This window comes from Amycolatopsis stemonae, from assembly GCF_054781455.1.
In genome coordinates, this window is the sequence record NZ_BAAGUJ010000027.1 from 35,147 (window position 1) to 60,330 (window position 25,184).

Annotated in this window: 29 protein-coding genes; 16 read left to right on the top strand and 13 right to left on the bottom strand. The window is 69.1% G+C overall.

Annotation, left to right across the window (positions count from 1 at the left end; all coding sequences use genetic code 11):
* The first annotated feature begins 137 nt into the window (after positions 1–137).
* From ACYVLJ_RS46440 to ACYVLJ_RS46470, 7 genes are all read left to right on the top strand, one after another.
* Positions 138–518 (top strand): hypothetical protein, encoded by a 381-nt coding sequence (locus ACYVLJ_RS46440; RefSeq protein ID WP_460443526.1) that lies wholly within the window; start codon positions 138–140, stop codon positions 516–518.
* A 16-nt stretch (positions 519–534) separates the two neighbouring features.
* Entirely contained in the window at positions 535–954 is a 420-nt protein-coding gene (locus ACYVLJ_RS46445; protein ID WP_460443527.1) for a hypothetical protein, read from the top strand.
* Between the two features lie 160 nt (positions 955–1,114).
* Positions 1,115–1,561, top strand: coding sequence for a hypothetical protein (locus ACYVLJ_RS46450; RefSeq protein WP_460443528.1), 447 nt, complete (start codon positions 1,115–1,117; stop codon positions 1,559–1,561).
* Between the two features lie 91 nt (positions 1,562–1,652).
* Positions 1,653–2,123, top strand: a complete 471-nt coding sequence (locus ACYVLJ_RS46455; RefSeq protein ID WP_460443529.1) for a hypothetical protein — start codon at positions 1,653–1,655, stop codon at positions 2,121–2,123.
* 181 nt (positions 2,124–2,304) lie between these two features.
* Positions 2,305–2,535 (top strand): hypothetical protein, encoded by a 231-nt coding sequence (locus tag ACYVLJ_RS46460; RefSeq protein WP_460443530.1) that lies wholly within the window; start codon positions 2,305–2,307, stop codon positions 2,533–2,535.
* Positions 2,536–2,646: 111 nt separating this feature from the next.
* Positions 2,647–3,072, top strand: coding sequence for a hypothetical protein (locus ACYVLJ_RS46465; RefSeq protein ID WP_460443531.1), 426 nt, complete (start codon positions 2,647–2,649; stop codon positions 3,070–3,072).
* An 80-nt stretch (positions 3,073–3,152) separates the two neighbouring features.
* Positions 3,153–3,620: a hypothetical protein gene (locus ACYVLJ_RS46470; RefSeq protein WP_460443532.1), complete on the top strand. Its 468-nt coding sequence runs from the start codon at positions 3,153–3,155 to the stop codon at positions 3,618–3,620.
* An 82-nt stretch (positions 3,621–3,702) separates the two neighbouring features.
* On the opposite strand, the gene ACYVLJ_RS46475 is transcribed toward ACYVLJ_RS46470, so the two are convergent.
* On the bottom strand, positions 3,703–3,909 hold the full coding sequence (locus ACYVLJ_RS46475) for a hypothetical protein (RefSeq protein WP_460443533.1): 207 nt from the start codon (positions 3,907–3,909) through the stop codon (positions 3,703–3,705).
* Positions 3,910–4,335: 426 nt separating this feature from the next.
* On the opposite strand from ACYVLJ_RS46475, the gene ligD reads away from it, so the two are divergent.
* The 4 genes from ligD (at position 4,336) to ACYVLJ_RS46495 (ending at position 8,874) form a co-directional block, all read left to right on the top strand.
* Positions 4,336–5,418: a non-homologous end-joining DNA ligase gene (ligD, locus tag ACYVLJ_RS46480; protein WP_460443534.1), complete on the top strand. Its 1,083-nt coding sequence runs from the start codon at positions 4,336–4,338 to the stop codon at positions 5,416–5,418.
* 482 nt (positions 5,419–5,900) lie between these two features.
* Positions 5,901–6,485 carry a hypothetical protein gene (locus tag ACYVLJ_RS46485; protein ID WP_460443535.1) on the top strand — a complete coding sequence of 195 codons (585 nt, stop codon included), beginning with the start codon at positions 5,901–5,903 and terminating at the stop codon, positions 6,483–6,485.
* Between the two features lie 497 nt (positions 6,486–6,982).
* Complete coding sequence (locus ACYVLJ_RS46490) at positions 6,983–7,948, top strand: ParA family protein (protein WP_460443536.1); 966 nt, start codon at positions 6,983–6,985, stop codon at positions 7,946–7,948.
* Positions 7,948–8,874, top strand: coding sequence for a hypothetical protein (locus tag ACYVLJ_RS46495; protein WP_460443537.1), 927 nt, complete (start codon positions 7,948–7,950; stop codon positions 8,872–8,874). Before ACYVLJ_RS46490 ends, ACYVLJ_RS46495 begins: the two co-directional genes overlap by 1 nt.
* Before the next feature lie 219 nt (positions 8,875–9,093).
* Here the strand turns inward: ACYVLJ_RS46495 and ACYVLJ_RS46500 are convergent, their stop codons facing one another.
* The 5 genes from ACYVLJ_RS46500 to ACYVLJ_RS46520 all read right to left on the bottom strand — a co-directional run bounded on the left by ACYVLJ_RS46500 (position 9,094) and on the right by ACYVLJ_RS46520 (position 14,957).
* Positions 9,094–9,546 (bottom strand): SPFH domain-containing protein, encoded by a 453-nt coding sequence (locus tag ACYVLJ_RS46500; RefSeq protein WP_460443538.1) that lies wholly within the window; start codon positions 9,544–9,546, stop codon positions 9,094–9,096.
* Between the two features lie 209 nt (positions 9,547–9,755).
* Positions 9,756–10,265: an Imm1 family immunity protein gene (locus ACYVLJ_RS46505; RefSeq protein ID WP_460443539.1), complete on the bottom strand. Its 510-nt coding sequence runs from the start codon at positions 10,263–10,265 to the stop codon at positions 9,756–9,758.
* Complete coding sequence (locus ACYVLJ_RS46510) at positions 10,262–11,074, bottom strand: DddA-like double-stranded DNA deaminase toxin (RefSeq protein ID WP_460443540.1); 813 nt, start codon at positions 11,072–11,074, stop codon at positions 10,262–10,264. Before ACYVLJ_RS46510 ends, ACYVLJ_RS46505 begins: the two co-directional genes overlap by 4 nt.
* A 351-nt stretch (positions 11,075–11,425) precedes the next feature.
* Positions 11,426–13,087 (bottom strand): hypothetical protein, encoded by a 1,662-nt coding sequence (locus ACYVLJ_RS46515; RefSeq protein WP_460443541.1) that lies wholly within the window; start codon positions 13,085–13,087, stop codon positions 11,426–11,428.
* A 451-nt stretch (positions 13,088–13,538) separates the two neighbouring features.
* Positions 13,539–14,957, bottom strand: coding sequence for a coiled-coil domain-containing protein (locus ACYVLJ_RS46520; RefSeq protein WP_460443542.1), 1,419 nt, complete (start codon positions 14,955–14,957; stop codon positions 13,539–13,541).
* 183 nt (positions 14,958–15,140) lie between these two features.
* Here ACYVLJ_RS46520 and ACYVLJ_RS46525 point away from each other — a divergent pair, with 183 nt between their 5' ends.
* From ACYVLJ_RS46525 to ACYVLJ_RS46545, 5 genes are all read left to right on the top strand, one after another.
* Positions 15,141–15,323: a hypothetical protein gene (locus ACYVLJ_RS46525; protein WP_460443543.1), complete on the top strand. Its 183-nt coding sequence runs from the start codon at positions 15,141–15,143 to the stop codon at positions 15,321–15,323.
* A gap of 566 nt (positions 15,324–15,889) precedes the next feature.
* Positions 15,890–16,099 (top strand): hypothetical protein, encoded by a 210-nt coding sequence (locus ACYVLJ_RS46530; protein ID WP_460443544.1) that lies wholly within the window; start codon positions 15,890–15,892, stop codon positions 16,097–16,099.
* A gap of 10 nt (positions 16,100–16,109) precedes the next feature.
* Positions 16,110–16,985 carry a hypothetical protein gene (locus ACYVLJ_RS46535; protein WP_460443545.1) on the top strand — a complete coding sequence of 292 codons (876 nt, stop codon included), beginning with the start codon at positions 16,110–16,112 and terminating at the stop codon, positions 16,983–16,985.
* Between the two features lie 472 nt (positions 16,986–17,457).
* Positions 17,458–17,667, top strand: a complete 210-nt coding sequence (locus ACYVLJ_RS46540) for a hypothetical protein (protein WP_460443546.1) — start codon at positions 17,458–17,460, stop codon at positions 17,665–17,667.
* Positions 17,668–17,962: 295 nt separating this feature from the next.
* Positions 17,963–19,057, top strand: coding sequence for a tyrosine-type recombinase/integrase (locus ACYVLJ_RS46545; RefSeq protein ID WP_460443547.1), 1,095 nt, complete (start codon positions 17,963–17,965; stop codon positions 19,055–19,057).
* 11 nt (positions 19,058–19,068) lie between these two features.
* Here ACYVLJ_RS46545 and ACYVLJ_RS46550 read toward each other — a convergent pair whose 3' ends face one another.
* From ACYVLJ_RS46550 to ACYVLJ_RS46580, 7 genes are all read right to left on the bottom strand, one after another.
* Complete coding sequence (locus ACYVLJ_RS46550) at positions 19,069–20,829, bottom strand: hypothetical protein (RefSeq protein WP_460443548.1); 1,761 nt, start codon at positions 20,827–20,829, stop codon at positions 19,069–19,071.
* A gap of 298 nt (positions 20,830–21,127) precedes the next feature.
* On the bottom strand, positions 21,128–21,892 hold the full coding sequence (locus ACYVLJ_RS46555) for a plasmid partition protein ParG (RefSeq protein ID WP_460443549.1): 765 nt from the start codon (positions 21,890–21,892) through the stop codon (positions 21,128–21,130).
* On the bottom strand, positions 21,889–22,596 hold the full coding sequence (locus ACYVLJ_RS46560; RefSeq protein ID WP_460443550.1) for a YczE/YyaS/YitT family protein: 708 nt from the start codon (positions 22,594–22,596) through the stop codon (positions 21,889–21,891). The genes ACYVLJ_RS46555 and ACYVLJ_RS46560 overlap by 4 nt, the downstream gene beginning before the upstream one ends.
* The gene (locus ACYVLJ_RS46565) at positions 22,593–23,171 is read right to left on the bottom strand and encodes a hypothetical protein (RefSeq protein ID WP_460443551.1); all 579 of its coding nucleotides are present in this window, start codon (positions 23,169–23,171) and stop codon (positions 22,593–22,595) included. Before ACYVLJ_RS46565 ends, ACYVLJ_RS46560 begins: the two co-directional genes overlap by 4 nt.
* Before the next feature lie 100 nt (positions 23,172–23,271).
* Positions 23,272–23,931 (bottom strand): hypothetical protein, encoded by a 660-nt coding sequence (locus tag ACYVLJ_RS46570; RefSeq protein ID WP_460443552.1) that lies wholly within the window; start codon positions 23,929–23,931, stop codon positions 23,272–23,274.
* Positions 23,928–24,515, bottom strand: a complete 588-nt coding sequence (locus tag ACYVLJ_RS46575) for a hypothetical protein (protein ID WP_460443553.1) — start codon at positions 24,513–24,515, stop codon at positions 23,928–23,930. Before ACYVLJ_RS46575 ends, ACYVLJ_RS46570 begins: the two co-directional genes overlap by 4 nt.
* 4 nt (positions 24,516–24,519) lie before the next feature.
* The gene (locus ACYVLJ_RS46580) at positions 24,520–25,158 is read right to left on the bottom strand and encodes a VUT family protein (protein ID WP_460443554.1); all 639 of its coding nucleotides are present in this window, start codon (positions 25,156–25,158) and stop codon (positions 24,520–24,522) included.
* Between the last annotated feature and the right edge of the window lie 26 nt (positions 25,159–25,184).

A 25,184-nucleotide genomic window follows, 5' to 3' on the forward strand; every position in this document is an offset into this window, starting at 1 on the left:
CCAACCACCTCGAAAAGGTGAGGCTGCCAGGGCTTTTCCCCTCTCTCCGCAGGCCTGCGGGGGTCCGGGGGCGGCGAGCCCCCGTAGGCCACGACGCGAAGCCGGTCGACCTGCCGGCTTGGCACAAAGTGGTAAGAGTGGTAACATTCGTGGTTGTGTTTATCGAGAAGACAACGACATGGGTCCGCCTGAATTGGACCGAATTTCGGAATTTGATCGAAGACGACAACAAGGTGGTAATCGTCACTGTGGGGCGCAATCGCATTCGGGTCGCGTGCGCGCTGTCTATGGAGCGCTGGCGGGAGTTTGCGACGGCGCGGGGCATGGATCCGGAGAACGTTCAGCGGAAGGGCGGCCATGACTTCCGCCAGACGTTGAGCAACGTCTGGCAGGACGCCAAGGCCGGCCAGGTCACGGTGGCGCAGTTCTACGACAAGGTGGACACGTTGGCCGCGGCGCCGCTGGCGGTTCTGCCGGACGACGTGGTGGTGGAGGAGGCGGCGGCCGCGGCCGGATGATGCGACGGGGGAGTAGGTGGCAACTCGTGATGCAGGCTGGATCGGCGAGCCTGTCGACAGGCACAGGCTGGTGACGTCGGCGGCTGAAGGCGGGCGGGGGCGCCGGCCGGGTACGTTCGGGGCGCTGGTTGAGCAGCTTGGTGTCGACGTCGCGCAGTTCGGTGATCTGCCGGTCGTTCTCGAGCCGTTGCCGGGTGGCCCGCGCTGGCGGTTCGCGGCGGCGGGGCTGGCCGGGGATCCGGCTTCGCAGGGCGCGGTTGTGGTGCGTGGCGGCGAGTTGGCCACGGACGCCGGCGACGACGTGGTGAGCGTCGACGCGTGCGTGGAGCAGGTGAACCGGGCACGAGCGATCGGCGACTACTCGACGGCGGCGGAGTGGGCGCAGCGGCTCACGGTGTTGCTGGTGGCGAAGGCGGCGGGCCCGCAGCCGACCTGACCCGCCATGGCCGAGGCGTAGCTGGGTTGCGGTCACCTCGGTTCAGCGGGGCTGACGTGGTCGGCCGGGCGGTCCCGTGGCGAGGTCGTCGTGGCGAGGTCGTCGTGGTTGCCCTGCCTGGTTCATGCGCGCCGATTGGGTGGTTCGTAGGGTCACGGGTGTGGCGGAAGAGCCGGTGATGCCGAACGACGAGGAACTGCTGCACCTGCGGCGGGCCGCCCGGCGCGAGCTGGAGGGCGAACAGGTCACGATCCGGACCGTCCCGCACAACGTCGTGATCTTGTCGTGGGTGCTGCCCTGGGCTTCCGTGCGACCCGTCCTCACTGAATGGGCGCCGCTGCTGTTCGAGCGTCTCAACGACCAGGTCGGCGCGTACCTCGCGGAGGACCCGGACGGCGCGGCGCTGATGCGGCGCGGCGAGCTGGTGACCCTTGAGGTCGGCCCGTACACCGCGGTCATCCTGGCGTGGTCGATGCACTGGTGGCTGCTGCAGCCGGAGAACACGAAGTGGGGCCCCGATTTCCTGCGCCCGCTCGTCGACCAGCTCGTTGGGATCGTCGACGATCCGGTCGTGCGGGGCCTGATCCGTCGAACGATGATTCCGTGACGGCCGGGTTGTTCGTCAGTGGAGGTCGGCGGCCGGCCGGTGCTTTGAATCTACGTAGATAAAATGTTGATTGTGGCGCTACATTGGTGCTGTGTCGACCAGGTTTGTCGTGGCTGTTGCGGAGGATGTTGCCGAGCGGGTTGAGGCAGCGTTGGCGCTGCACGTCGAGGCCTCGTCCGTGTGGTGGCGGACGCAGCAGGACCGGGTCCGGCGGATTCCCGATCCGGGGGAGCGCCGGCAGGCGCGTGCTGTGCTGGAGGCGGAGCGTGCTCGCCGCCGACGCGACGGGCTGCATTTCGACACGAAGTCCTCGGTGATCGTGCACCACGTCCTGGCCGAGCTTGCCGAACGCGGTTGGACGGGCCGCCGGTGGAAGCCGGTGCCGGACGGTCAAGCTGTGCTGTCGGGTCATCCCTGGGGGGTCGAGCGCGATTCGCGGGGTGTGTTGGGGGGGGCGGCTGGGCGTTCAGGTTCCCGACGACGTCACCGAGCTGCTGCGCCGGGCGACGTGGTGGACCTCGGCGTCCGCGGTGCGGCGGTTGCAGCAGCTGGCAGTAGTTGACCGTCTGCTGACGAAACAGGAGCTTCGGGAGCGGGCGCGGTTGCGGGCCAAGGTGGTGACCACGGGTGACGTTGTACGCGCGGCCGCCGATCGCCTTCTTCAGCCGTAGCCACGCGGCCGCGGCCGCGTGCACAATCAGGTGCCGCTGTAGCCGCGCTAGACACGCCGAGGAGTGATGATCATGAGTGATCGGTCCGGCTGGGCGGATCTGAACGTCGAGACCGCGAGGCTGGGCGCGATGCTGGCTGGCAAGGGCCTGAGCCCGGATCAGGTTGCCAGGTTGATTCGCGAGCGGGTTCAGCCGGTGCTGGCGGCCGCCGTCGAGCTGGTCGACGGCGGCGCGGACATCGACACGATCGAGTTCGGGCTTCGTTATCCCGGCCGGGAGGGGCACGGCCGCCCGTCCTCGTAGGCCACGTGGTGATCAGGAACGATCACTCGAATGCGGATTTTCGGACGCGGAAGTCCGGCCGAGGTGCGGGTGCACTCCCCCCTACGCCCAGCTCACGGAAGGACAAGCCGCATGACCGGCGCTCCGGATGCCGTCGAGACGATGCTGCTCGGCATCGCGACCCAAGCGGTCGATAACCCGCGGTTGGCGGACGCGCGTTTGGCCGACTGGATCGGCCGGACACCCAGCCTGGCCGGGGAAACGCGGATGCAGGAGATGGCACGCCGGGTGCCCCGGCTGATTGCCGACGCCCTGCTGCGCGCCGGGCAGGCGAAGTCCTACAGCGACCGCCACCTGCGCGACGCGTTGACCGATGTGCCCGCCGCCGAGTTGGCCGCGTTCCGCGCGGTCGTCCGGCACCTGGCCGGCGAGGGGGACCTGGCTGACGACCTCATCGACGCGTTCGCTGTCCCGCGCGGCCCGCAAGGCTGGTGGGACGTCGGCGCGGCAGGCATGCGCCTGCTGACCGAGGAACTGCGGGACCAGCGCGCCGGCTGAGGTGTGGGGGAGCGCGGTGCCGACGACCGCGACCGAGCTGCTTGACTCGCCGTCCGCCGCGATTGAAGAGGCCCACGATCATGACCATGCCCGAGGGGCGGCCGTCCGCCGACGATTTGGTGGCGAAGTACTGGCCGGACCGGCATCCCTACGATCGCGACGGCCTGGCCGACGCGCTGAGCACCGCCGTCGAGCTGACCCGCTACGCCATGCGAGCGATGAACATCGGCCCAGTGGCCGCGCGACCGCGCATCGCGGCCACGGTGCCCCGGGCCACCGATGTCCAGGAAGACGCGTACCACCTGGCCACCCTGGCCGGGCATCTCTCCCCGCTCGCGCGGCAGCTCGCCGAACGGCTGGCCACCCTTACCGCCGAGGATCCCACGCTCTACGCCGACAGCCCCGAGGAAGCCGGCCACCACACCACCGCGGCCGCCGCCGACCTCACCCGCGCCGTCACTCTGGCCGAAGAACTCGCGCGAGCCTTCACTGGCGCGTTCGAGAAGCTGCACCACGTTAACCACCGCCGACTGCAAGACCCGGAGTGACCAAAGTGTCCAGGGGCGGCGTCGGATGGCCGGGACCCGGCTGAGGTGATTCGTCCTGCATCACCTCAGCCAGGGTCAGCCCCTATCCGCCGAAGACGTCGACGAACGCCTTGACGATGTCTTCCACGAGCTGCGGGTTGCCGGTGCACAGGGCAAGCACGGCGAGCAGTTCGAGGCTGAGCAGAAGCAGGAGACGCATCGGAGGCGTCTTCCGGATGAGGCCCACGATGACGACGAGCGCCACGAGGGCGGCCAGGGTGAGCGTGATGATGACCTTGACCAGTTCCACGGGACAGGGTGCCCTTCCGGCTGCTTGCCGGTGAGCTGAGAACTGGTGGCCTACGGTGGATCTTGAAATGGGCGCAGCCTCGGCTCAACCGGTACGTGAACGGTTGACCGAGGTCCGCGCCTCCGACTGCGGCGACGAACTCGGGTATAGCGATTCCCCCGAAGGGGCCGAACGGGCGGGTTTCGCTTACATCGCACAGGTCCTTAGCGAGTCCGGTTCTGTCAATGGTGGCCGGCTATCGCGCAAGCCCGATGCGGCGGTCCGGTGTCGGCATCGGCCCTCCACATCCCTCTCGCACGTTGCGGCTGCTCGGCTCGAAACCTGTGGTCCAGGTCAAGAGCCGGTGCCCGACGCATAGACCGTCGGGCCGTGTTGAGGACGCATCGTAGTCCATGTCGGTCGGCTTCTGGCTGACGTTCACGTCGTGTGTCCACGCGGCAGCGTCCGATCGCCGATCACGATCGTGTGGTGATCCGGCTGCTTCGGGTGCACAAGGTGCGGAGTTGCGCCGTTCGGGTGACGATGCCGGTTATGGCGGCGACTGAGTCGAGACGGCCGACGCCGACGGCGCCGATGCTGGCCACCCGCGGGACGCCGCCGAGCGGGCCGGGTTGGTGGACGGAGTTCAAGTGGGACGGTGTCCGCGCGTGCGCGGCAGTCGTCGACGGGAAGCTGGAGGTGTTCTCGCGGCGACAGACGCCGATCACGACGACGTACCCGGAGTTGGGGGATCTGCCGAAGCTGCTGCATGGCCGTGACGTGGTGCTGGACGGTGAGATCGTGGCGCTTGAGGACGGTCGTCCTCGGTTTGGGCTGCTGCAGCGCCGGATGCACGTTCAGCGCCCGTCTCGTGCGCTGCTGGCGGCGGTGCCGGTGTTCCTGTACGTCTTCGACGTCCTGGCCCTCGACGGCGATTCCACGATGGCTCTGCCGTACCACCGGCGTCGTGACCTGCTGGATGAGCTGAACCTTGCCGAGGACCACGTGACGACGCCGCCGGCGTTTCCGGGCATCGACCCGGCAGCCATGCTCGAGGTCTCCAAGGAGCACGGTTTGGAAGGCATCGTCGCGAAGCGGGCGGACGCGCCGTACCGGCCCGGCGAGCGAAGCTCGGCGTGGATCAAGGTTCCCATCCGGCCGACCACCGAGGTCATCATCGGCGGGTGGCTACCGGGGACTGGCCGCCGGGCCCGCTCGTTCGGTGCCCTGCTCGTGGGCGCGCACGACGACGGCGGCCGGCTGGTGTGGCTGGGGAACGTGGGGACCGGCTTCACCGACGACATGCTGCAACTCCTGCTGTCGCGCTTCGGCAGCCTGGAACGTACGACGTCGCCGTTCACCGCGGGGATTCCGCGGGAGTTCTCGCGGGTGGCGCGCTGGGTGGAGCCGGTTCTCGTGGCTGACGTGCAGTACGCCGAATTCTCGGCGGACGGTCGGCTCCGCAAGCCGGCGTTCAAGGGCTTACGCCTGGATAAGCCACCGGAGAGCGTGCGCGTTCCGGAGTCGTGAGCGGGCACTGCAGCGGCTTCGCCGAGCGGCGGAGAGAGAAGGCCGGGCGCGGGCGCTGCCCTGCCCCAAAAGGACAGCGGCCCGGCACCGGTTGAGGTTGACAAAGTCCTCAATGGACATTGTAGCGGCTGGCGCCGAAGGAGATGCCAGCTCGGGTTTGGGCGGCGGGGCTCCGAGGCTGGTGGGGCTCTGCCGGCGGCGATGCGAGAAACCCGGACCACAACCGCGCGGCGGCTCGCCAGAAGGCCGCCCCACGACCGTCATGGCCTTGCTACCTGCGATAACCTGGGCTCTGGCTGCTGCACGTCGCTGCCTGCTTCCGAGCTGTCCCCCTCCCACGCAGGGCGAGGATGGCGACGAGGACAAGGGTCGATGCCCGCCCGCCGGGTGGTCTGGGGACTCACGTGCACATTGCGTAACCATTGGACTGTGGTCGATCGCGGCCGGTCGGATGGCGTGGGCTCCGGCCGTGAGAGGCGATCATGACCAAGAACGCACGCAGCAAGCGCCGGACGCGAGCGAAGGCCCGCGAGGGGGATGAGCCCTACACCCGGGCGCAAGCGAGCCGCACCACTCCGTGGCGGAAAAACGGCGCCCCGGCGGGCGGTAACTCGGGGCTGACGCGGGCTGAGTTGAACCGGTTGCTGGACGAGGCCGAGCGAGCGTATCGCCAGGATGAGGATCCTTTTCTTAGGCAGGCGGGGTATTCCTCGGCGTCGAGGCTGTACGACGAGCTGGCGACCCACACCGACGACCCCACGTGGAAACATGCGGCGCGGCTGGCCGCGGGCATGCTCTCGGTGTTCGCTGCGCGAACCCGTTGGGAGCACGGCATTCCGACGCTCCACCCGCAGACTGAAGCGCATCTGCTGGGCTTGGGAGTGTGCGAAAGCTGCGGACGTCCGTGGCAATCCGAGTCCACAGAGGAGTCGTGTGACCGGTGCCCGCGGCTGCTGTTTGGCCCGTCGCCGCAGTCGCTGGAGGAGTCCGCGCGGCTGGGTGCCGGCGAGCCGATCAACTTGCGGGATGTCCTTTCGCGGCACGACCGCGGCGAAACTTGGGACTGAGGCTCCAGGAACCACCCCGACGGCTGAGCATGCCAAGCTCGCTGGATGAGCTGCCGACGGAGCCGAAGGACCCCTTGGCGGGCACGCCGAGTGTTGAACTTTGGCGTGCCCGCCGAGCCGCGGCGGGGGGCTGTGGGGTGATGCAGGAGGCATCGCTAGGGCAGCTCCCGACTCGCGACTGGAGCGGCCGGGGTAGCACAAACACGCAGGTAGACACCGATGTGTTGACCGATGTGCTCGCCAATCAGTGGGTGATGGATGGGCTACCTGATGTCTGATCAACTGGGCGGTTGGAGTGCCGCGTTGTCAACCAGTGGCTGAGCTACTAAGTCGCACAATGGGCGAGTCGATTCAGGACGCGCAGGCGTCGGTAGTACAGTGCTGGCAGACACGGCGTCGGGAGGCGACAGGTGACACGTTCGTTAGGCAACATGGCAACCAGTCGAGCGCAGACGCGGGTCCGACTGCAAGCGGTGAGGCCATACCTGAAGCGGGTAGTGGCTTTCATCAACGGTAAGGGCGGCGCTGGCAAGACCAGTATTACGGCCAATGCAAGCGGGACCCTGGCACGGGCTCTGGCGGATGCGCATTCTCCGCGCCGGGTGCTAGCTATCCAGCTTGACCATCAGGGTGACCTTGGGCTTGATGTCAACACTCGCTACTCCAACGAGGATGACGACGGTGCCAGCATCCGCGCGTGCATCATGGGGAACGGGCCTCTCCAAGTGATCCGTGACGTCAGGCCAAACTTTGACGTTATCCCTAGTGGCCGGATTCTCACTGAGGTTGACAGCTACCTGAAAGCGCTCGATACCAAGACGCGCCTTGAGGCGCGCCTGCGGTTCGTAGAAGCGATCGCAGCACTGGCGCATGAGTATGACTGGATCTTCATCGACTGCCCGCCCGGCGACCAGGAGCTACAGATCCTGGCGCTGCTCGTTGCCCGGTGGTTCGTGATCCCGGTCCAGTTCGACAAGGCAAGTCTCTACGGTCTCGAAGGTGTGGCGGACGCCCTCGAAGAGGCGGAAGAGTTCAACAGCGACATCGAATGGCTTGGCGCGGTGATGTTCGCCTTCGACCGCCGAGACGTACGCAGCTACGTCGACAGCGACGGTGAGACGAAGCAGCGGGAAACAGGCCAGCGGGCGAGGATCCGGAAGAAGCTCAGTTTGGAACTGGAGCGGCTTGAGGCTGATCCGAGCGTCAAGGTGTTCGAGTCAGTCATTTCGTTGAATCGCGCCGTCGCGGAAGACTGTCGTGAATTTGGACGGCTGGTTATCGAGGCAGCAGACGCTGCAAGCCATCCTGACTGGCGGAAAGTGCGGCAGCGTGAGCAGCTCTCGGTGTTCACCGTAGATGCCGCTGCTGGCCTAGCTGCCGATTACGAGCAATTCACCGCGGAGCTGGTTTCCAGCATCCGAAACCGAGAAGCTGAAAAAGCGCGAGCGACGGAGATCAGCTGATGACCCAGGAAACCGGCTCCGAAGTCCCGGCCTCAGCCGCAAGCCACACCAGCCCGGTCCCGTCTACGCCGCGCACACCGCCACCGCGTAGCCGAAAGCTGGGCGGCAAGGACCGCCGTGAGGCAGCGGCAACCGCACTTGCATCTCTGGTTGAAGTGCCTGACGCGGGGAACACGCCGCCTCCGTTCGTCCCTTTCACTCCTCCTTCGGTGCCCGTAGAGGCCGAGGAGGAGGGCCTGCGCGAGCCGGAGGCCGACGACGCGGAAGTCGACGAGACCGAGGACAAGTCAGCTGAGGCGCCCGCCACGGACTCCGACGCTGGTGTGGCCAACGAGCACAGCGAGCCGCCGATGGACTCGTCTTCGGTCGAGTTCCGCGAAACGGAGGTGAAGAAGGCCGTTCCGCCGGCCAGCGGAACGCCCAAGAAGGGCTCGAAGAAGGCGAAGAAGGATTCGCTGCCAGAGGACACATTCGTCGACGAACCAACGTATCCGACGTCGGTCTACGTGTTGCCGGAGGCAAGGGCTGAGGCGAAGAGGCTGAGCAGCAAGACCGGGCAGGTGCACGCGTCGATCGCGATGGATGCGATCGACGAGGCGATTCGTGCGGACCTTCTCGGTCACCTGATCAAGGAGCGCCAGACGGTTCCCCGCGAAGCGGACTCGCGTTTCCCGAACCGCCGTGCCACGCGCAGGGCCAGGCCGCGGGCGGGTGGGCGTGAGACACGAACGTCGTCGACGCGAGTGCTGTGGCAGTGCCATTTCACGGCGGGTGAGCTGGGCGTGATCGATGACCTGATCAAGGAGACGCGGGCGACCTCGCTGTCGGAGCTGCTGTCGGCGGCGACGGAGTGGTACGTGCTGAAGTACCTGAACGCGGACGCTGAGGCGCCCGCAGAGCCGCTGGACCTGGATAGGCGTCACTGAGCAGCTGAGCGCGGCAGAGGCGGCGTGAGGGGCCCGTATGGGCCTTTCTCGCCGCCTTTGCCCGCGTGATGCAGGCTGCATCGTTGTGGTCCGGGTTTGCCAAGTCCCCCGAGGACACGTCAACGTAGGCTTTCGGCATGACGGTGGCGCTCCCAGCAAGGGGGGCCCGGTCCCCCGGCTGGCGCCTCTCGGGGTTCGCGGAGTCCAGACCGGCCTGCGTCAGCTGGTGGTCGCCGTGTCGCGCGAGAGCCGGCCGTCCGCGGCCGCCCGGAACTCGGGCCACGTCTCGAACCGTTCGTGGACCCCCTGCAGCCCGCGACGGTGAAACTCGTCGCGCAGGTCGCCGAAGAAGTGCGTGGTGGCGTGGTCCACGGCGTAGCCGGCGTCCCGGCGGGCATTGTCGATCGACCCGTGCCAGTGCTTGAGGCCGACCCGGTCTGCGGAGCGCAGGTCTTCGCCGTCCAGGACGATTCCCCACCGGTCCAGCTCTGCGGTCAGCCGGGCCCGGAACTTCGCGATCATCGGCCGCTCTCCCAGGGATTCGAGGACTTCGGGTTCGGCGTACGCGCGGACGTGCGCGGCGATCGTGGGAGACATCGTCGTCGCCAAGCTCGTCTGCAGCTGGCCGAATCGGCCGAGGGCGATCTGGTCCTGCGGGCCGTGCTGAGTCATCTGGTTCCTCAACGGGGGTCGTTCCGGCGAGTTGTGCCCCGACTGACGCTCCCGCTGTGCGGCCTGGTCGCGCGTGCTGGTGGGCAGGTGATGCAGGCTGCATCGCCGGACGCGGCGGTATCGAACCGCAGGTGGGGGGCCGGTGCCTCGCTTGTGGTCCGGGTTTGGGTCTGGAGGCGTCGCCGCTCGGCGAGGTGGGGGAGGCTCGGTTACGTGTCGGCGCCCGGGCTGGCGGCCCACCCGAGGTAGGTCGGGTCGTCGGCCGCCGGTGACGGGCTGCGCTGGTCGGGGATGTCGGTGGCGGGGATCCACTGGATCATGGTGGGGCGCTTGCCGGTGGCGACGAACTCGCCGAGTGCCACGTAGACGTACTCCACCGGCAGCTCTTCGCCTTCGGTGCAGCCGACCGGTTCGCTGCCGAACCAGTACTCGATGACGTCGCCGCGGAGCTGGGTGCCGGCGGGGACGAGCTTCTCGTTGGCTCCGTCGGCCCACCAGGTCAGCGTGCCCTTGTCGCCGTGGAAGCCGACGTCGAGGCATGGGCCGTCGTCGACGGCGCGGGCCCACAGCGACCAGCGGGTCGCGACTGGGGCGTGAGTGTCCCGGTCGTGGTGTGTGCCGGAACGCAGCAGTTCGAGGTAGTCGGGCACCGCGCGCAGGACGGAAACGGTCGCTGTGTTGTCGCGGCGGACCTGGTCCAGGTCGAGGGCGAGGGTCACGGCTGAGGCCTTCCGTAGCGCGTCTTGTAGGGACGATTGTCCTGGTAGGTGCCGTAGACCGTCAAACTGCGGGGTCCGTGGCGGGGGAAGATCCGGTTGAGGAGCTTGTCGCAGGTGGCGGCGAACTCCTGCTGTCGCTCGACGCCACACGGGGTGTAGTTGATCGCCACCTCGACGTCGGTCATGTCGTCGCGGCGGAGCGTCAGCTCGGCGACCTTGATTTCAGCGTGGTACTTGAGGTACTCGGCTTGTTTCTGGGTGCAGCCGTGGTCGCGGAGCAGTCGTTCGGTCGCATCGGTCAGCGAGTCCGCGCCGGAGGTGACGGTGGGGAGGATGGTGCCGCCGGACCGGGCTACGGCGTGGGTTCGCTCGTTGGCTCCTGGGGTGACGCGCGGCGGCAGGCGTGCGGCGAGGTCGGCAGCCTCCGGCGGGTAGCTGTCGCCATGCTCGTTGGTGAACGGTGTGTCGGCCGGCGGAGGGCGGCGCGGCTGGGCCGCTGAGGCTCCGGACGGCTGTTGCTGGCCATCGTCGTCGGGCGGGCCTTCGAGGCGGGTGGCGTAGCCGTCGAGACCGGTGGCAGCCCGGTCCAGGAGGTCGAGCTTTCCTGGGATGCCTTCGGGGCTGTCGAGTACCTGACCGAGGTGGCCCAGGGCCTCGGTCGGCTCCGGGGCCCCGTGTCCGACCGTGGCCGACTTGAGCGTGTCACGTGCATCCGTGCCGAGCCGACTTGCCTGCTCCAGCTTGGTTTTGGCCTTGCGGACCTTCTCCGCGGCGAGGCGGACGGCTTTGATCAGCTGGTCAACGGACACGTGCGAGGTCTCCTCGCCGCGCGTCTTGAGTGTGCGCGGGGGTCAGCGCGGCGATGCGGGCTGCATCAGGCAGGCGAGCTGCTCGACCTGGGAACGGAAGGTGCGCACCCCTGCGTGGTCGGCTGTGGGTTCGGGTGCTCGTCTGGCGACGGTGTGCCGTGGGTTCGGATCGGGCGAGCTGCGCCAAGGTCTGGAGGTTCGGCACCGGGAGAGTCTCCCAGACGGTGTACCGGATGCCGGGTACGGCGCGTCGGCGCGGTCGCGGTTCGCCGGTGATCGCAGGCGCCGAGTTCGGGCCTGACGCACGCGGCCGCGGGAGCGTCGTGTCGTCCTTAGCGTCCGCCGGGTCGTTCAGCCACCGGCGTTCAGGCGAAGCGTCTTGATCCGGTCGGCCAGCACCCGCCCGGCTCCGCGGGGGGCGTAGAGCAGCTCGTCGAGCTGCGTGGGATCGGCGTGAGCGCCGGCGACCGCGGCGAAGGCCTCGCTTACCGCGTTCGGGCCGTCCTTGGCGAGTTGGCGGGCAACGTCAACCAGGGCCTCGAGCCCGGTGGGCAAGCCGGAGTCGTCGTCGACGATCTCGTCGGCGAGTTGCTCAGGGAAGTAGTGGCGCAGCAGTGCCTCCACTGTCGCTTCGAGCTGCGCGACGGACGCGTGGGAGGGCAAGGTCCAGTTGACCGTGTCGACGCGTTGGGCGTCGGTGATGACGGCGAGGGGATCCAGCGGCAGACCCGGCTGCTTGATCTCCCGGCTGTTCCATGGGCGGTCGCGATTCTCGCGCAGAACCGCCGTGTACGGCTTGGAGGGCGCGTTGCTGTTCCAAGGGTCGCGGCCGATCTGGCCGATGAGCCGGTACCGGGGCGCCGGCGTGCGGATCTCCACACCGCGGGTCCCCAGCGACAGGTGCAGCCCGGCCGCGACCCACGCGGTCACCGCCTCAGTCGCGCCCGGGTGGTGCGGGGCGAGCAGCTCGATCAGCACCGCGGGGTCGATGGCGGCGTCGGCGTGCATCGGCTGCAGGTCCTCGAGGGTCCGCACTACTTCGACGTTGCGGGAGTTCAGCCACAGCGACACCTCCAGGTCGGAGTTCGAGTGCCAGGAGCCGCGGCGAACCTCCTGTCCGGCCGAACCTTCCTGCTGCATGACGACGGTCTCGCCGGCGCGGAAGGTCCGGGGTCGGCCTTCGCCGGGGCGGGAGGTGAAGTCGTGCAGTACGCGCAGTTCGGCGCGGGTCCGCCAGTGCCGCTGGGCCAGGCGCCCGGGCCGGACCCGTTCGTATCCGACGCCGGGGGAGATCTCGCTGAAGTATCCGTACTCGGCGACGTAGCCGTAGCGGTCGAGCAGCCGTTTGAGCGCCACGAAGTACGGCTCGCCGGGCTTCTGCGGGGAGAACCGGACGCCGACGACCTCGTCGACGACGATCGTGTCCGGGTGTTCGGTGACCTCCAGGCGGACGCGGTGGGTCGCGGCATCGACGGTGGTGACGGTGACGCTGTGGGTGAAGTCGGTCGGTTCGGCCGCGATGCGCCACGAGCCGTCGGACCAGCGCTGCCACAGGCCGGTGAAGAAGGCTTGGTGATTGAGACGGTGCAACAGCCGGTGCGGGTGGCCGAGCTCGGCCTGCTGGGCCTTCTCGCGCCCGGCCGGCGAGGTGGGTGTGGCGCCGGTGCTGCGGATCGCCTGCTCGATGGCCGCAGGATCCGGGCTGGGGGAGTGCGGCACGGTCAGGGAGCTGATCCGCGCGCCGGTGGCAGTATCGAACACCGCGAGCTCATCCACGCGCCCGTCGCCGTCTCGGTCACGCCAGAGCGCCGCGATCGCCGTGCTCCGTTCGGGGTAGCCCTTCCAGTCCTCTGGCGGGGTCGCCGCGCCGAGTTCGCCGGGGTAGGCCCGCGACGACGGCGAGGTGGGGTGCCAGCCGGCGCGGACGGCGTTGAGGGCGCGGGTGTGGCTGGCGTTGGGGAACTGAGCGCGGTAGGCGGCCATCGCGGCGCGCTGGTTGTGACTGGTGCTCATCGGATCCTCCGGCGAGGTTCCCACGTCACCCCGCGAGGTTGTCCGGATGGCCGGTGAACGACGTCGCAATGGTGTCCTTGTTGCCGCACCGCACCCGTGACGAGAAGCCAGCTTGTCCTCGGCGCCGCGTGATCACGTGGGGATCGTGCGGCTCGGAATCGGGACCGTGCGGGGGCCCGAGCCAAGGCTAGCGGACGCACCGACAGGTTCGGGGCAACGAGGCGCACAGGTGATCCGTCACCGTGACAAAACGAGACGGTGTGATCGGTCGCCGAAGTGAGTCGTCGAAGCTGGCCGCCGCGCGTCCCACCGGCCCCTGGGATTCGATTCGCGACCGGCCTGTTCAGCTGGCAACCGACCAACCCCGACGGCCGATGCAGCCTGCATCATGGCGCCCTCGTGTCTGCGACGTCGCCGAGCCACGCGACGCATGCACTGTGAATACAGGTTCTCAGGTCTCTTTCCGGCCGCCGCCTCGTCGACGCGGGGCCGCCGGGCCGGCTGCGGACGAAGCCGCTTCATCCCCCGAGTCCTCGACCGAGATGGCTTGTTGCTGCCGGAGCTGGGTGATGGTCTCCTCGGCGGTGCGGAGCGCGGCCTGCAGCGCCTCCACTCGATCCGTGGCCGCCTGCCGCACCTCAGCAAGCTGCTCCGCGTGGTCGGCGCGCAGCTGCTCGCGGTCGGCCCGGGACTCGTGCCGGATCTCCGTGAGCTCTTCGCGGTGTTGCTTGCGCAGCTCCTCGATCTGGCGCCGGAGTTGCTCCACCGTGGCGCGGTCTTGCTGGGCCACGCGTTCCGCGCTTGCCTTTTCGGTCTCGGCGCGCGTGAGCGCGGTCCGCGCGTCGGCGGCCTCGCCGCGGGCAGCGTTGACGTTGGCGGCGGCCGCGTCGGAAACCCGTTTCATCTCGGCTGCGGCCTCGGCCTTCGCCGCGGCGATCTCCTGCTCGGCAGCCCGCTGCGCGGCCTCGACGCCAGCGTCGGCCTCCGCCCGGATGCGGTCGACCTCGGCAACCGTTTCGGCGCGCACCTGGTCGAGCTCCGCCCGGGCGGCGGTCTCGCTCGCGGCCGCTGCTTCCGTGGCCCTGTTCGCGTTCGCCACTTCCGCGGCAGCCCCGGCCCGCACTTGCTCGATCTCCGCCGCGGTCTCAGATCGAATGCGGTCGACCTCGGCGGCCGCGGCCGTCTGCGCCGCGGCGATGGCTTCATTGGCCCGCAGCTGTTCGGCGCTGATCTTCTCGTCGGCCTCGCGGTGCACGCGCTCCAGTTCGGCGGCGGCCTCCTGGGTGATGCGGTCGACCTCGGCGACCGCATCCGCTGCTGCCGCGTCAGCTTCGCCGCGCGCCTCGGCTTCCTCCTGGGCTCGCTTCTCTGCCTGCTGGCGCCGACGCAGCTCGTTGCGGTATTCGGCCTGGACCTTCGCCACCTCCGCGGCGGCTTCAGCTCGCACCTCGTCAACCTCGGCGGCTGCGGCCTCGACGTCACCAGCCGTGGTGATCGTCGTCGCGATGCCGTTCATGAACTCCCGAAACTCAGCAAGGCGGTCGGGGAGAGCTTCGAGCTGCATTTCGAGCGTGGCCTTAGCCCGCGTGTGCACGTCGATGGCGTCGTCCGGCTCGGCGACGTCGAGCGCCGGGAGTGCGCGGCCGCCGGCGGCCGGGGACTTCTTCCTGTTCTTCGCCTTCCACGCGTTGCCCTTCGAGTGGATCGGCCCTCGCTTCCCGCCAGGCAGCTCGTCGGCCTCGTAGCAGTAGATCGAGGGGCGCCCGGTCTTCGGGTCTTCGCGGCTCGGGCGACTACATCCGCCGGGGAACTGGCATCGGTCGTCCGGCTCGTCGGCCGCGCCGTCGGCGTGCTCGTCGCTGCTCGTCATGCTGCCGATCCTACGGTTAAGTCACTTTGGTGTCCAGCGATCATAATCTTTAGTCGCTTACATCTTTCGTCTCTTTCGTAGCTTAGATACGAAACTAAAGATACTTAAGATGCGAAAGTGTCAGCGTCAAGCCAAACCGGGGCGTGACACCGGGCTCGGTGGCCGCCGCGTAAGGTGCTCGACATGGACGACCTCGATAAATCGGAGCAGCGGCCGACGCCGCCACCCGAGCCGAGCCCGGCTGAGGAGCTCGCGGCCGTCCAGCCTGAGCCGGGGTCGTACTGGGCGACCCACGAGATCGTGCGGCGCAGCCCGGAGGAGGTTCGCCGCGGCGAGGCACCCGCCTACGTCCGGCAGATCCGCTAACCCCCACCGTGCCGCCGCGCGGGTCTTCTCAGGGCGCCCGAACAGCCAAGATCGCTCCCCGCGTTCGACAGGTGACGCGCTCGCACTCGTTCTTCCGCGCGGCTCCCCCGGACTCGTCGAGGTCGCGGTCAGCCGCTCCAGTGGATCCGCGTGTCATTGCGCCACTTGAGGATGTCATCGCCGAGAGGCCTGTAAGCTCGCTCTCGGAGGCCCCGGACGCTCGCCGAATGGCGCGCACGGGACGTCCGCCCTCACTGAGAGCGGCCGCCTCCTTGGAATGCACGCTGCAGTGGCTCGTGACATTCCAGATTCAGCTGCGAGAGCTGCCAGTCCGACCGACTCGGCGCCTCACGCACGCTTTCCGTCATCACCACTCGACGGATGGACGCCTCGCCCGCCTTTGAGTGCGCCGGACCATGCGGAGCCTCCGGACGCCACACCGCTTGCATTGCAAGATCTACGCAGCCGCTGCGCGTGGTTCTTGGCCACCAGCTGATCCAGCTGGTCGGGCCGAGAGCGCGCGCGCCCAAGAGCCCGACCGGCAAGACCGGAAGGGACGCGCCGCGATGGCTCCCACCACACTCATCATCCTCAGCCTCGCCGGGTTCGTGCTGTTCGTCGGCACCCTGGCCGCGCTGGTCGCCTTGTTCGTGCAGGACCCGGGTCGCCGCGAGACGGCGTACCGGGTGCTGCGGCTCGTGCTCGGCGCGGGCCTCGGGTCCGGCGGGGTGGTGACGCTTGCAGTGCGCCTGCACGAGGCCGGCCTGCTGCTTTAGCCGCGGGGATGTGCACTGGCTGGTGCCCAGGATCGACGCCGACCTGGGCCCCCGAGCGGCGCTCACAGTGGCCTGCCGAGTCAGGGTGATCCAGCCTGCATCACGCAAGACCCCTTCGGCGGGCGGGGCGGCAGACAACGAGAAACGTCACGAGATGCTTGTCATTTCTACCGCGATGGTGGATGCTGTCCGCGTGAACACCTCAAGCGACCTCGAAACCCACCTGCGCCAGTACCAGCCACCGCTGGGAACTCCTCACGCCGTGGCAGAGGCGTTGCACAACCTCGCGGCCGCGGCCGCCGGCGCGAACCCGGAGCTTCGAGCGCTGTTCGACCTGCCCGAGCCCGGCGACGTTCCGCTGGATGCGGTGCAAGCTGGCCTGCAGCTGCTTCCTCGGGAAGAGCGCCGGCTCGAGCGAACGCACCTGCGGTTGATCGAGGCGGCACTGGACCGCGGCGCGAACCTCAGCCTGTTGGGCGAGTGGCATGGGCTATCCCGGCAGGGAATGCGCGAGCTGTACCACCGGCTGGGTGGGACGCGCGAGCTGCCGCCGGGGCGACCAAAGAACCCGCCGCCGTACACGGTCACGCGGTACTGGGTAGCTCGCCACGTCGCCGAGCTTGACGAGCCCGGCCCGCGCCGCGGCGAAATCACACCACTCATGCCCCTGCCCGGCCGGCCCGGGGGTACGAGCGCGATCGTCACCGGCGGCGGATTCCGCAGCGCGGAGCCGTCCGCCGAGGAAAGCGTGGTGTTCCTCGGTGATCTGCCTGCACCCGGCGACGTGGCGGAGGGGGTCATCCGCAGCTGGGGCCACGAGACTCCAGAGGTCTCCGAGACGCGCGTATTCGTGCGTGCTGAGAATGTTCCGCTTCCCCCCTCATGATCGCCGAGGTCGTCACGCCCTTCATGGTCGTCGACATGGGCGACGTATCGCGGCGGTGGAGCTGGCCGATCAGCCACCTGCGCGGGGGGTTGCACCCGATGCAGGCCGCATCACCTGGCCTCGCGGACATCGCCGCCAGCTGCTCGAAGACTCGGAAGGATCTCCGGGGCACGCGAGTCGAATTTCATCCTCCCGTCAGTAGTTGCGCTACCCTGTGCGCAGCGCAATCCTGCGCCCTCCGGAATTCCGGGCAGCAGTGGAAGCCGGTACGGGACACCCCTCCCAAGGTGGAGGGGTCGAGCTCCTCGTAACTGAGAGGAGAGGAAAGGCTTTGCTGCCGCAGTGACGCGCAGCATCTGCAAGACCTCGTCCCTGCTGCGGCGCGGTTCTTGGACCAACCAGCTAGTAGCTGGTCGGGCCGAGGCCGCGCGCTGAAACCCCGACCGGCAAGACCGGAAGGGACCGAGCCGAGATGGCTCCCACCACGCTCATCTTATTTAGCCTTGCCGGATTCGTGCTGTTCGTCGGCACCCTGGCCGCACTCGTGACTCTCTTCGTCGAGGATCCGATTCGCCGCGAAATGGCGTACCGAGTGCTGCGGCTCGTGCTGGGCGCAGGCCTTGGCTCTGGCGGCGCCGTAACGCTCGCGGTGCGCTTGCACGAGGCCGGCTTGCTGCCGTGAACGCGAGCGCCGCCGGCCGGGGCCTCGGTCCGGTCGGCGGCGCGCTGTGCAGGCAGCCTCACCAATTCGTCACCGTGACAAAACAAGCCGGGGTGATCGGTCGTTGCGATTCGCCGCCCACCATCGCCTGATGTACCGATAACGTCCATTGACGGTACATCGAAGAAGGCCCGGAACCAGCCGCACCGAGGGGGCAGGGGATGCGCCGGAATGTCGGTGGCGGGTGGTAGATGTTGCTCACTGATCAGTGGGCGTCGTCGCGAGCGTCGCCCGGGACCGAGGGCGGTCGGTTCGGATGGTGGAGGCGACGGGCTCGTTGGTGCTCTTCGACGGGCTGGCCGACGGGGACGCCCCTGGCGGTCGGCTCAAGGAGGCGACCGAAGAGTGGATCAAGCGCCTGAAGGCGAAGTCCCTGACGACCGCCCGCGGCTACTTGCGAGATCTCGGGTACCGGCTTCCGGTCGACCACCCGGAGAAGGGTCCGGCTCGCTCGGCGCTGCTCGGCGGGCTGAACTGGTGGGCGTGGGTCCGTGCTCGCGCGCTGGATCCTTTGGCAGTGCCCGAAATTGAGGTGATCATGTGGCTGGCCGCGCTCGATGACGCGGGCTACGCCACGGCGACCCGAGCGCGTGCGCTGTGCTCGGTGCGTTCCTGGTACCAGTTTCTCGCGGACAAGAAGTTGATCGAGGTGTCCCCGGCGGCCAGGGTTTCCGCTGGCGCACAAGGGATTCGCCCGCCGGAGGACTCGCCGACGATCTCGTTGACCGCCGCGCAGGCCGTGGCCATGATCGAGGCGGCCGATCAGCTGCAGGGCCCGATGCGGCTGCGTCACGCGGCGACAGTGGCGTTGCTGCTGATCACCGGTGTGCGGATCGGGGAACTGTGTGGGCTGGCGGTCCAGGATCTCGGCAATCGCCAGGGCGTCCGGAAGCTTCGGGTGAAGGGGAAGGGCGGCAAGTACCGGTCGCTGGAGCTGGACGACATCGCGGGGGACCGCCTCTCGGCATATCTGGACAGCCGCCCGGACCTCAAGGTCGTCGTCCGGCGCGGTCAGGCCGGCGGCCGCACTCGGATTCCGCTGCTGATGACGCGCAACGGCAAGGCGATCATTCCGCACGAGGTGTTCCGGCTGCTCCGGCGCGTAGCTGCGCTGGCGGGGCTGCCGTCCGAAGTGGTCGAGCGGATGACGCCGCACGTCACGCGGCACACGACGGCCCAGCTCGCGCTGCAGTCTGGAGCCAACATCGAGGAGATCCGGCTGCTGTTGGGCCACGCGTCGATCCGGACGACGCAGCGGTACCTGCACGCCTCGGGGGAGCAGGTACCGCTCGGCGTCGGCGAGGTCCTTGCAGCGCAGCGTGCAGCGAATGCTACCGGCTCCGCCGCGTGATCCGGGCCGCATCAGGCGGCCCGGTCGAACAGCGGTGGTTGACCCGGATCATGTGGCACAGCAACGGGTCCGTCCAGCCATGTTCGTTCGCGCATTCCCAAGTGGACGGTGAGCGGAGCAGCCGTCAGCGCGACGACGTCGGCGGGCTGCTTTTGACCGGTTCGTGCGCGAGCGGCGGCCCGCGCGAGCTCGTCACGGCGGTTCAGCCAGTCGAACCACCGCTTCCTCTCGTCGGGTGCTAGTCGGCCGAGGAATGCCCTGCGCTGCTTACGTTTCTGCTCCTGGACGTCGTCGGGTAGGGCCTCCCAGCGTGCGCGTTGGGCCCAGAGGCTGCGGGCTGTTTTCGCGGCCGGGTGCTGGCTGGTGGCCCAGCGTTCTCCTGTCTGGCGGGTGGCTTCTTCGAGGGTGCAGCGGAGTTGCCAGCGGGTGCGTTCGCGGACGTGGTGCAGGCGCATCCTTTGCGGGTTGGCGTGGCCGTAGGAGCGCGGGGTGGGGGTGTACCACCTAGTGGTCTCGTTTTGCGGAAGTGCCTGTTCAGCGCGGGGGCCGAGGACGTAGCGGTGGCAGTCGTCGGCCCCGCCGCTGTACTTCTCGGCGACGGCGATGATGCCGTGGGCGGTGAGGTCGGCCTTCACCTGGACCGTGACCCCTTTGGACACACAGGCCTGCTCGGCCAGCGTGCGGACGTCGATGCTGCCGTCCCGGCTGACCAGGGCGACGGCGAGGGCGTCGATGACGGCTCGGATGCTCTTCTGCCGCTGGGGGCGGAAGTCGGCGATGAGGTCGGCTGCTGCATCGTGCATCGCGGTGCGGGTGCGTTCGAGGGCGGCGGCCTGCTCGGCGGGGTCGACGGTGGCGGTCTGCGTCGGCTCGTCCGCGCGGTCGGTGAGTCGGCGGACGCGACGCTGCGCCGGGTCGGCGGCGCGGTCGACGGCGGGTAGCCAGTACCGATCGCGCCAGGCCCGGCGACCGAGGGCGCGCGCGCGGGCGGCGCTGGCCTCACGGGCGAGGTCCCACGCGGCATCCTCGCTGAGTCCGCGTTCGGCGGCGATCTCGGTGACGGCGGGGAACCACATGAACTTGCGGAAGTCGGCCTGGCCGCGTTCGACAACCTGGCAGTCGCCGAGGATGGCCCACGTCTGGGTGAAGTTGAGGCCGCGCCGGATCGCCGCGCAGGTCCGTCCGTACTCGCGCTCGGATGCTGTCTGCTGGCCTGGCCTGTTCGGACCGGACGCCGGGCGGCGAGCGGGGCGTTTGGGGGCTCTGGCAGGGCTTGTGGACGCCGTGGGGGCGTCGGCGGGGGTCATGGTGCCGTCGAGCACCGGGGCCGGGTGCCCGTGGCGGTGCTCGGCGGTGAGCAGGCGGAGGGTTCGGGGGACGCGCAGCGTGGCGGCGACGCCGTGGTGTTCGGCGACGTCGGCGACGTAGGCGGCGAAGGCGTCGAGCAGCTCGGCGGGTACGCGTGCGATGAGGTGGTGGCCGCCGGGGCGGCCAGAGGCTCGGCGCAGGTAGGGCAGGCCGTAGCCGGTGAGCCAGTCGCGTAGGTCCTCGGACGCGGCGGTCCCTGCCTCGGCGGGCGCGCCGGTGTCGGCCGGGTCGACGTCGACGACCTCGATGCCGGCTCGGGCGGTGCCGACGATGGAGACGGCGGCGGTGTGCTGCTGCAGTGCGACACGCGCGGCGTCGGCCGTGGTGGCCGTCACGACCTTGTTGTTGTCGCGGTCGATGACGATGTAGGGCGCGTCGAAAATTGCCTGGTCGAGCGCCTGCAAGTACCCGGCGGTGGGCGCACTCGCGCCGGGTGGTGCTCCCGTGCCTTGCGACACGCGGGCGTGTTTTTCGTCAGACGTTCGGTCTGAACGAGGGTGTGCGCTACCCTGGGGGCAGCGTTCCACCGCTGGTCCTCCTGTGACGGGTAGTCGGTGGGGCGCGCGGGAGACTTTTCGCTGCCAGGCTCGGGTCTCCCCAGGCTTCCGAGGGCCCGCCCGCTCTTGTGGCGGGCCCTCGGGCTATCCGGGTTTTCCGGGCACCCCTTCTACGTATTCAGTTTTGGCACGTCCTGTGCCTTGTTCAGCTCGCTTTCTGAAGGTTGTTGAGGGGCAACTCTTCCTGCATCGGCAGGTCTTCGACCGGGTGGTCGGCGAGCCATTCCTCGATGAACTTGTTGATCTCATCGGTCATGCTCGTGCCGTAGGCCGTGCAGGCACGCCGGAACTTCACCTTCGTGCCGTCCGGAACGAAGGCTTCGACCTTCTCGGTGCGAGGTTGTCTGAGGCGTGGTCGACCCATGGCGTAGTTGTATCGGACACCGCGCGCGCTCGAGGTCTCGACACGCGGATCTTGCGGGGATTTTTTCCGGAAAAAATCCCCGGGTATGAGCACGGCGCCCGAGGCCACGGCGCACGCGATCCGCAGGGCATCCGGCCTGGTCGTGGCGGGTTGGGTTGCGTGGACGGCGCTGGATGTGGTCGTTCCTATGTAGACGGCGGTCGAGTCGGGCGTCCGGGCCGGGTTGCGGGCGAGGTCGGCGAACCGGTGGCGGAGAGCGGCCCACAACGCGGCCCCGGCGATCGTCACGAACTGCAAGGCGGTCTCGGCGCAGTGGGGCGCGGCGCGCTCGACTCCGGCGCCGGGGGCCACGAATAGAATTGCACGCTTAGCACAATTGATCCATTTTGTCAAATGCGCCTGAGTTGCAGAGACCGCTGTGACAGCAAGGAATTCCGCCGCGAGAGCGGTCGCGATATCCGACCGCAGGAGGTTGGGAATCCGGCTGTCGATGCAGCCTGCATCAGTTGGGGCCGCGACGTGGCCGGGGGACGGGCGGGCATTCATGAGGACTCCGCGGCGGCGTGCTGTGCCTGGACTGGGTTCTCTCCCGGCGTCGAGGGCGAGAGCCGGGGGATACGCCGGAGACGGTGCAACAGCCGGGCGATCAGCGGCCCGCTGATCAGGGCCAGCACGACGGTGCCAGCGCCGACGGCGCCTGTGTGGACTGCTTCGGCCGGGCCGAGGATCAGGGTGGCGGTCGCGACGAAGACGCTGTCGATGCCGATGCGCACCAGTGCGAGTCTGCGTCGGTTGTTGCCGGTTGCGGCTCGGTCGCCGGCGAGCACGAGCATGAGTCCGTCGCGTGGGAGCGGGCCGAGGGAGGCGGCCAGGTAGAGCGCTACGCCGGTGCAGAACAGCCCGCCGCCTGCGGCGAACACGGTGAGGCGCACGATGATGTTGGTCAGCGGCGGCAGGACGGCCAGGACGGTGTCGGCGGTGAGCGCGGGTATCACGAGGCCGACGAAGGTGCCGATGCCGGGTCGCAGCTTCAGCGGGAGAAAGCTGGCCAGCAGGATCGCCTGGCAGATGAGGATGCCGACGCCGAATGTCCAGCCGGATGCGCGTGCGATGGCCAGGTGCACCGTGTCCATCGGGACCATGCCCAGCCGGCTGGCGACCAGCAGGGCGATGCCCACGCCCATCGTCAGGGTGCCGCTGCCCAACAGCGCGAGCCGTGCCCAGGGTGGCCAGCACGCCGGGCGGGTCATGCCGCCACCTCGGTCGGGAGGTCGATGCGCTGGGGCGTTCCCCGGCGGCCGGTCGAGAGGACGCGGCCGAGCCAGTCCCGGCGGCCGCGGGAGATGATGTGCACGCTCGGTTTGGTCAGCTGGTCGTTGAGCTCGCCGGCGGCGTAGCGGCGTTGCAGGTCGGCGACGCGGTCGGTGACGAGTGCGTCGAGTTCCGGGAGGCGCTTGACGTCGCGGTTGAAGAACGGGTCGGTGCGGGCCTCCAGGAGTGCGGCCGGAGTGACGGCATCGAGGTTGAGGCCGAGGTGCGGAACGCGTGCGTCGATCCAGATCACCGAGCCGGGTGCGTGCAGCAACGGCTTCAGCTCCTCGCCGACGAGCGAAGCGATCATTCCGGCGTGCACGAAGACCAAGATCGGCGAGCGTCGGTGAATGTGCGCGACTGCGTGGTGGGCGCCTTCCATCCGCACCAGTCCGCAGGTGAGCCCGCGGGGCTTGACGACGCCGTTGTGCACCAGCGGCGCAAGCTTCTGCTGTTGGGCGCCGAAGGCGAACTGGGGGATGTCCAGAGTCTGAATGTGCAGCTCGGTCGGCATGGTTTTCCTTTCACGGCAGGGGAAGTGCGGCTGGCGGGGTGTAGTTCGCCGCGCCGCGAGTGAGAGTGAGGGGCCGCCACGGCGGGGCGGAGGTGGCGGTTCATGGCGTGATCCGGGCGGGGCGGGGGATGCGGTCGGCGTAGTGCGGGATGGTGTCGGGCGCGCGATGGGTGACCAGCTGCCGGTGCACGGCTTCGGTGGTGAGCGCCACGGGGCGACCTGCTCCGCTGAGCACGGCGTGCGAGAAGAGCGCGGGCAGGTCTGCTTTCTGGTTGTCGTTGCCGACGGGCGGGCGGGAGAGCAGGTAGGCGGCGCGGTGGAGGCCGTCGAGGATGTCGTCGACGGGCTGGCCGCCTTCGCGTAGGGCTCGGCGAGCGCCGAGGTTGGCGCCGAGAAGGGCTTCGTGGACGTATTCGGACACGGTGGCGACGGTGAAGGGCGGGCCGCTCATGGCGCTGACCAGCCGGAGTTCGCGCCGGAGCACGCGCGTGCCGGGTGGCAGGTCGAGCAGGATCGCCGAGGCTTCGCTGAGCTCGTGGGTGACGGGCGGTTCGAGCAGCTGGCCGCGCAGGGGGAACGCTGCCCACCAGCGGACGGCGTCGAGGAAGCGCGGCGCGGTACGGATCATGCGGGCGAGCCGGTCGAGGTCGGCGGTGAGCTTCTGCGCCTGCAGTCCGGCGTCGGCGGCCGCGGGGCCGGGGCGGATCTCGCGGGCGCCGGTGTCACCCGGGGCGGCTGCGAGGAGTGTGGGTTCGGTCATGCCTGGTCTCCGAACAGGTTGGGCACGGGCCAGCGGGCCTGGCGGTTGAGGTTCTGGTCGGGCCCGTAGGCGAGGAACGTTCCGTCGGCGGTGTCGCAGCCGAACAGTTCGGTGATCTGCCAGCGGCGAGCGCTGTTCACCCGGCCGACGTGAAGGTGCTTGCCCCGCTCCTTCGCGGCGACCTCCAGGCGTTGCGCGGAGCGGGACAGCTTCCACTCGGTGGTGCCGCCGACGAACAGCGCGTCGATCTCGTCCCACGGCACGTCGCCGACGGTGAGACCGTCCTGCGCGACCAGGGCGGCGGGGTATCCGAGGGAGCGGATGATCGGCAGCCATTGGCGGGATCGCTCGAGTGAGGCCGCGCCCATGTCGTTGCCGAGGGCGGGGTCGAACCTGTCCGGCGCGGCCGCGAACAGGCAGTGGTCCTGCCAGGGGACCAGCTTCTCCAGCCACGCGATCCACTTCTCGTCGCCGGGGTAGCCCTTGGCCGAGAAGCAGCCGGTATCGGCGCCCCACTCGACACCGGGCAGCGGTGTACGGCCCTCGGCGGGGGTGCACATCTGGCCGAGATCACCAGCGCGCATGGCGTCACGCACCTTCGGTGAGCTGGCGTTTGCGAGGTAGAGCACGTCTCGCCGCTTCTCGGACAAGGAGGTAGAGCCCGGTGGTCCACACGGCCTTCACCAGCAGCTGTCCGGCGACGACGTCGGCGGTGAGCGGGAATCCCGCGACGACCAGGAACAGGCAGGTGTCGACGATCCCGCCGGCCGTGTTGGAGGCGATGAGCGCTGGCCGGAACCCGCGGCGCTGTCGCAACGGGGTGTAGACGGCGAGGTCGGCGGCTTCGCCCACCGCGAAGGCGGCTGCGGAGGCGAGCGCAATGCGGGGATCTCCGCTGATCGCGGACACTGCGATGCCTGCGGCGATCCCGGCGACGACCCAGCGGACGCCGGCGGCGTCCTGGAGGTGATCGCGGAAGCCGAGGGCCAGGCCGCTGGCGTAGGTGCCCGCGGTGACCATGAGGCCGAAGCCGGCGGGGGCGAGACCGAGGTAGCTGGTGGTGAGATTGCCGATGACGATGCTGGCGACGTAGGCGAGCAGGAGCGCGAGTTTCGACGCGCGGCGGCGGGGACGCGGTGATCCAGCCTGCATCACCTCGGCGGGTCTGCCCGCCGCGGCTGCCGGGGTGACGGCGGGCTGGTCGCCGGTCGGGTGAGGGTCAGGCACGGCTGCTCCCGTGGTAACGGCGCACG

Coding starts and splice junctions, on each gene's coding strand:
- ACYVLJ_RS46460 (WP_460443530.1), top strand. CDS start 2,305: ATGAGTGATCGGTCCGGCTGGGCGGATCTGAACGTCGAGACCGCGAGG.
- ACYVLJ_RS46465 (WP_460443531.1), top strand. CDS start 2,647: ATGACCGGCGCTCCGGATGCCGTCGAGACGATGCTGCTCGGCATCGCG.
- ACYVLJ_RS46470 (WP_460443532.1), top strand. CDS start 3,153: ATGACCATGCCCGAGGGGCGGCCGTCCGCCGACGATTTGGTGGCGAAG.
- ACYVLJ_RS46485 (WP_460443535.1), top strand. CDS start 5,901: ATGACCAAGAACGCACGCAGCAAGCGCCGGACGCGAGCGAAGGCCCGC.
- ACYVLJ_RS46495 (WP_460443537.1), top strand. CDS start 7,948: ATGACCCAGGAAACCGGCTCCGAAGTCCCGGCCTCAGCCGCAAGCCAC.
- ACYVLJ_RS46500 (WP_460443538.1), bottom strand. CDS start 9,546: ATGACTCAGCACGGCCCGCAGGACCAGATCGCCCTCGGCCGATTCGGC.
- ACYVLJ_RS46515 (WP_460443541.1), bottom strand. CDS start 13,087: ATGAGCACCAGTCACAACCAGCGCGCCGCGATGGCCGCCTACCGCGCT.
- ACYVLJ_RS46520 (WP_460443542.1), bottom strand. CDS start 14,957: ATGACGAGCAGCGACGAGCACGCCGACGGCGCGGCCGACGAGCCGGAC.
- ACYVLJ_RS46525 (WP_460443543.1), top strand. CDS start 15,141: ATGGACGACCTCGATAAATCGGAGCAGCGGCCGACGCCGCCACCCGAG.
- ACYVLJ_RS46530 (WP_460443544.1), top strand. CDS start 15,890: ATGGCTCCCACCACACTCATCATCCTCAGCCTCGCCGGGTTCGTGCTG.
- ACYVLJ_RS46540 (WP_460443546.1), top strand. CDS start 17,458: ATGGCTCCCACCACGCTCATCTTATTTAGCCTTGCCGGATTCGTGCTG.
- ACYVLJ_RS46545 (WP_460443547.1), top strand. CDS start 17,963: ATGGTGGAGGCGACGGGCTCGTTGGTGCTCTTCGACGGGCTGGCCGAC.
- ACYVLJ_RS46555 (WP_460443549.1), bottom strand. CDS start 21,892: ATGAATGCCCGCCCGTCCCCCGGCCACGTCGCGGCCCCAACTGATGCA.
- ACYVLJ_RS46560 (WP_460443550.1), bottom strand. CDS start 22,596: ATGACCCGCCCGGCGTGCTGGCCACCCTGGGCACGGCTCGCGCTGTTG.
- ACYVLJ_RS46565 (WP_460443551.1), bottom strand. CDS start 23,171: ATGCCGACCGAGCTGCACATTCAGACTCTGGACATCCCCCAGTTCGCC.
- ACYVLJ_RS46570 (WP_460443552.1), bottom strand. CDS start 23,931: ATGACCGAACCCACACTCCTCGCAGCCGCCCCGGGTGACACCGGCGCC.
- ACYVLJ_RS46575 (WP_460443553.1), bottom strand. CDS start 24,515: ATGCGCGCTGGTGATCTCGGCCAGATGTGCACCCCCGCCGAGGGCCGT.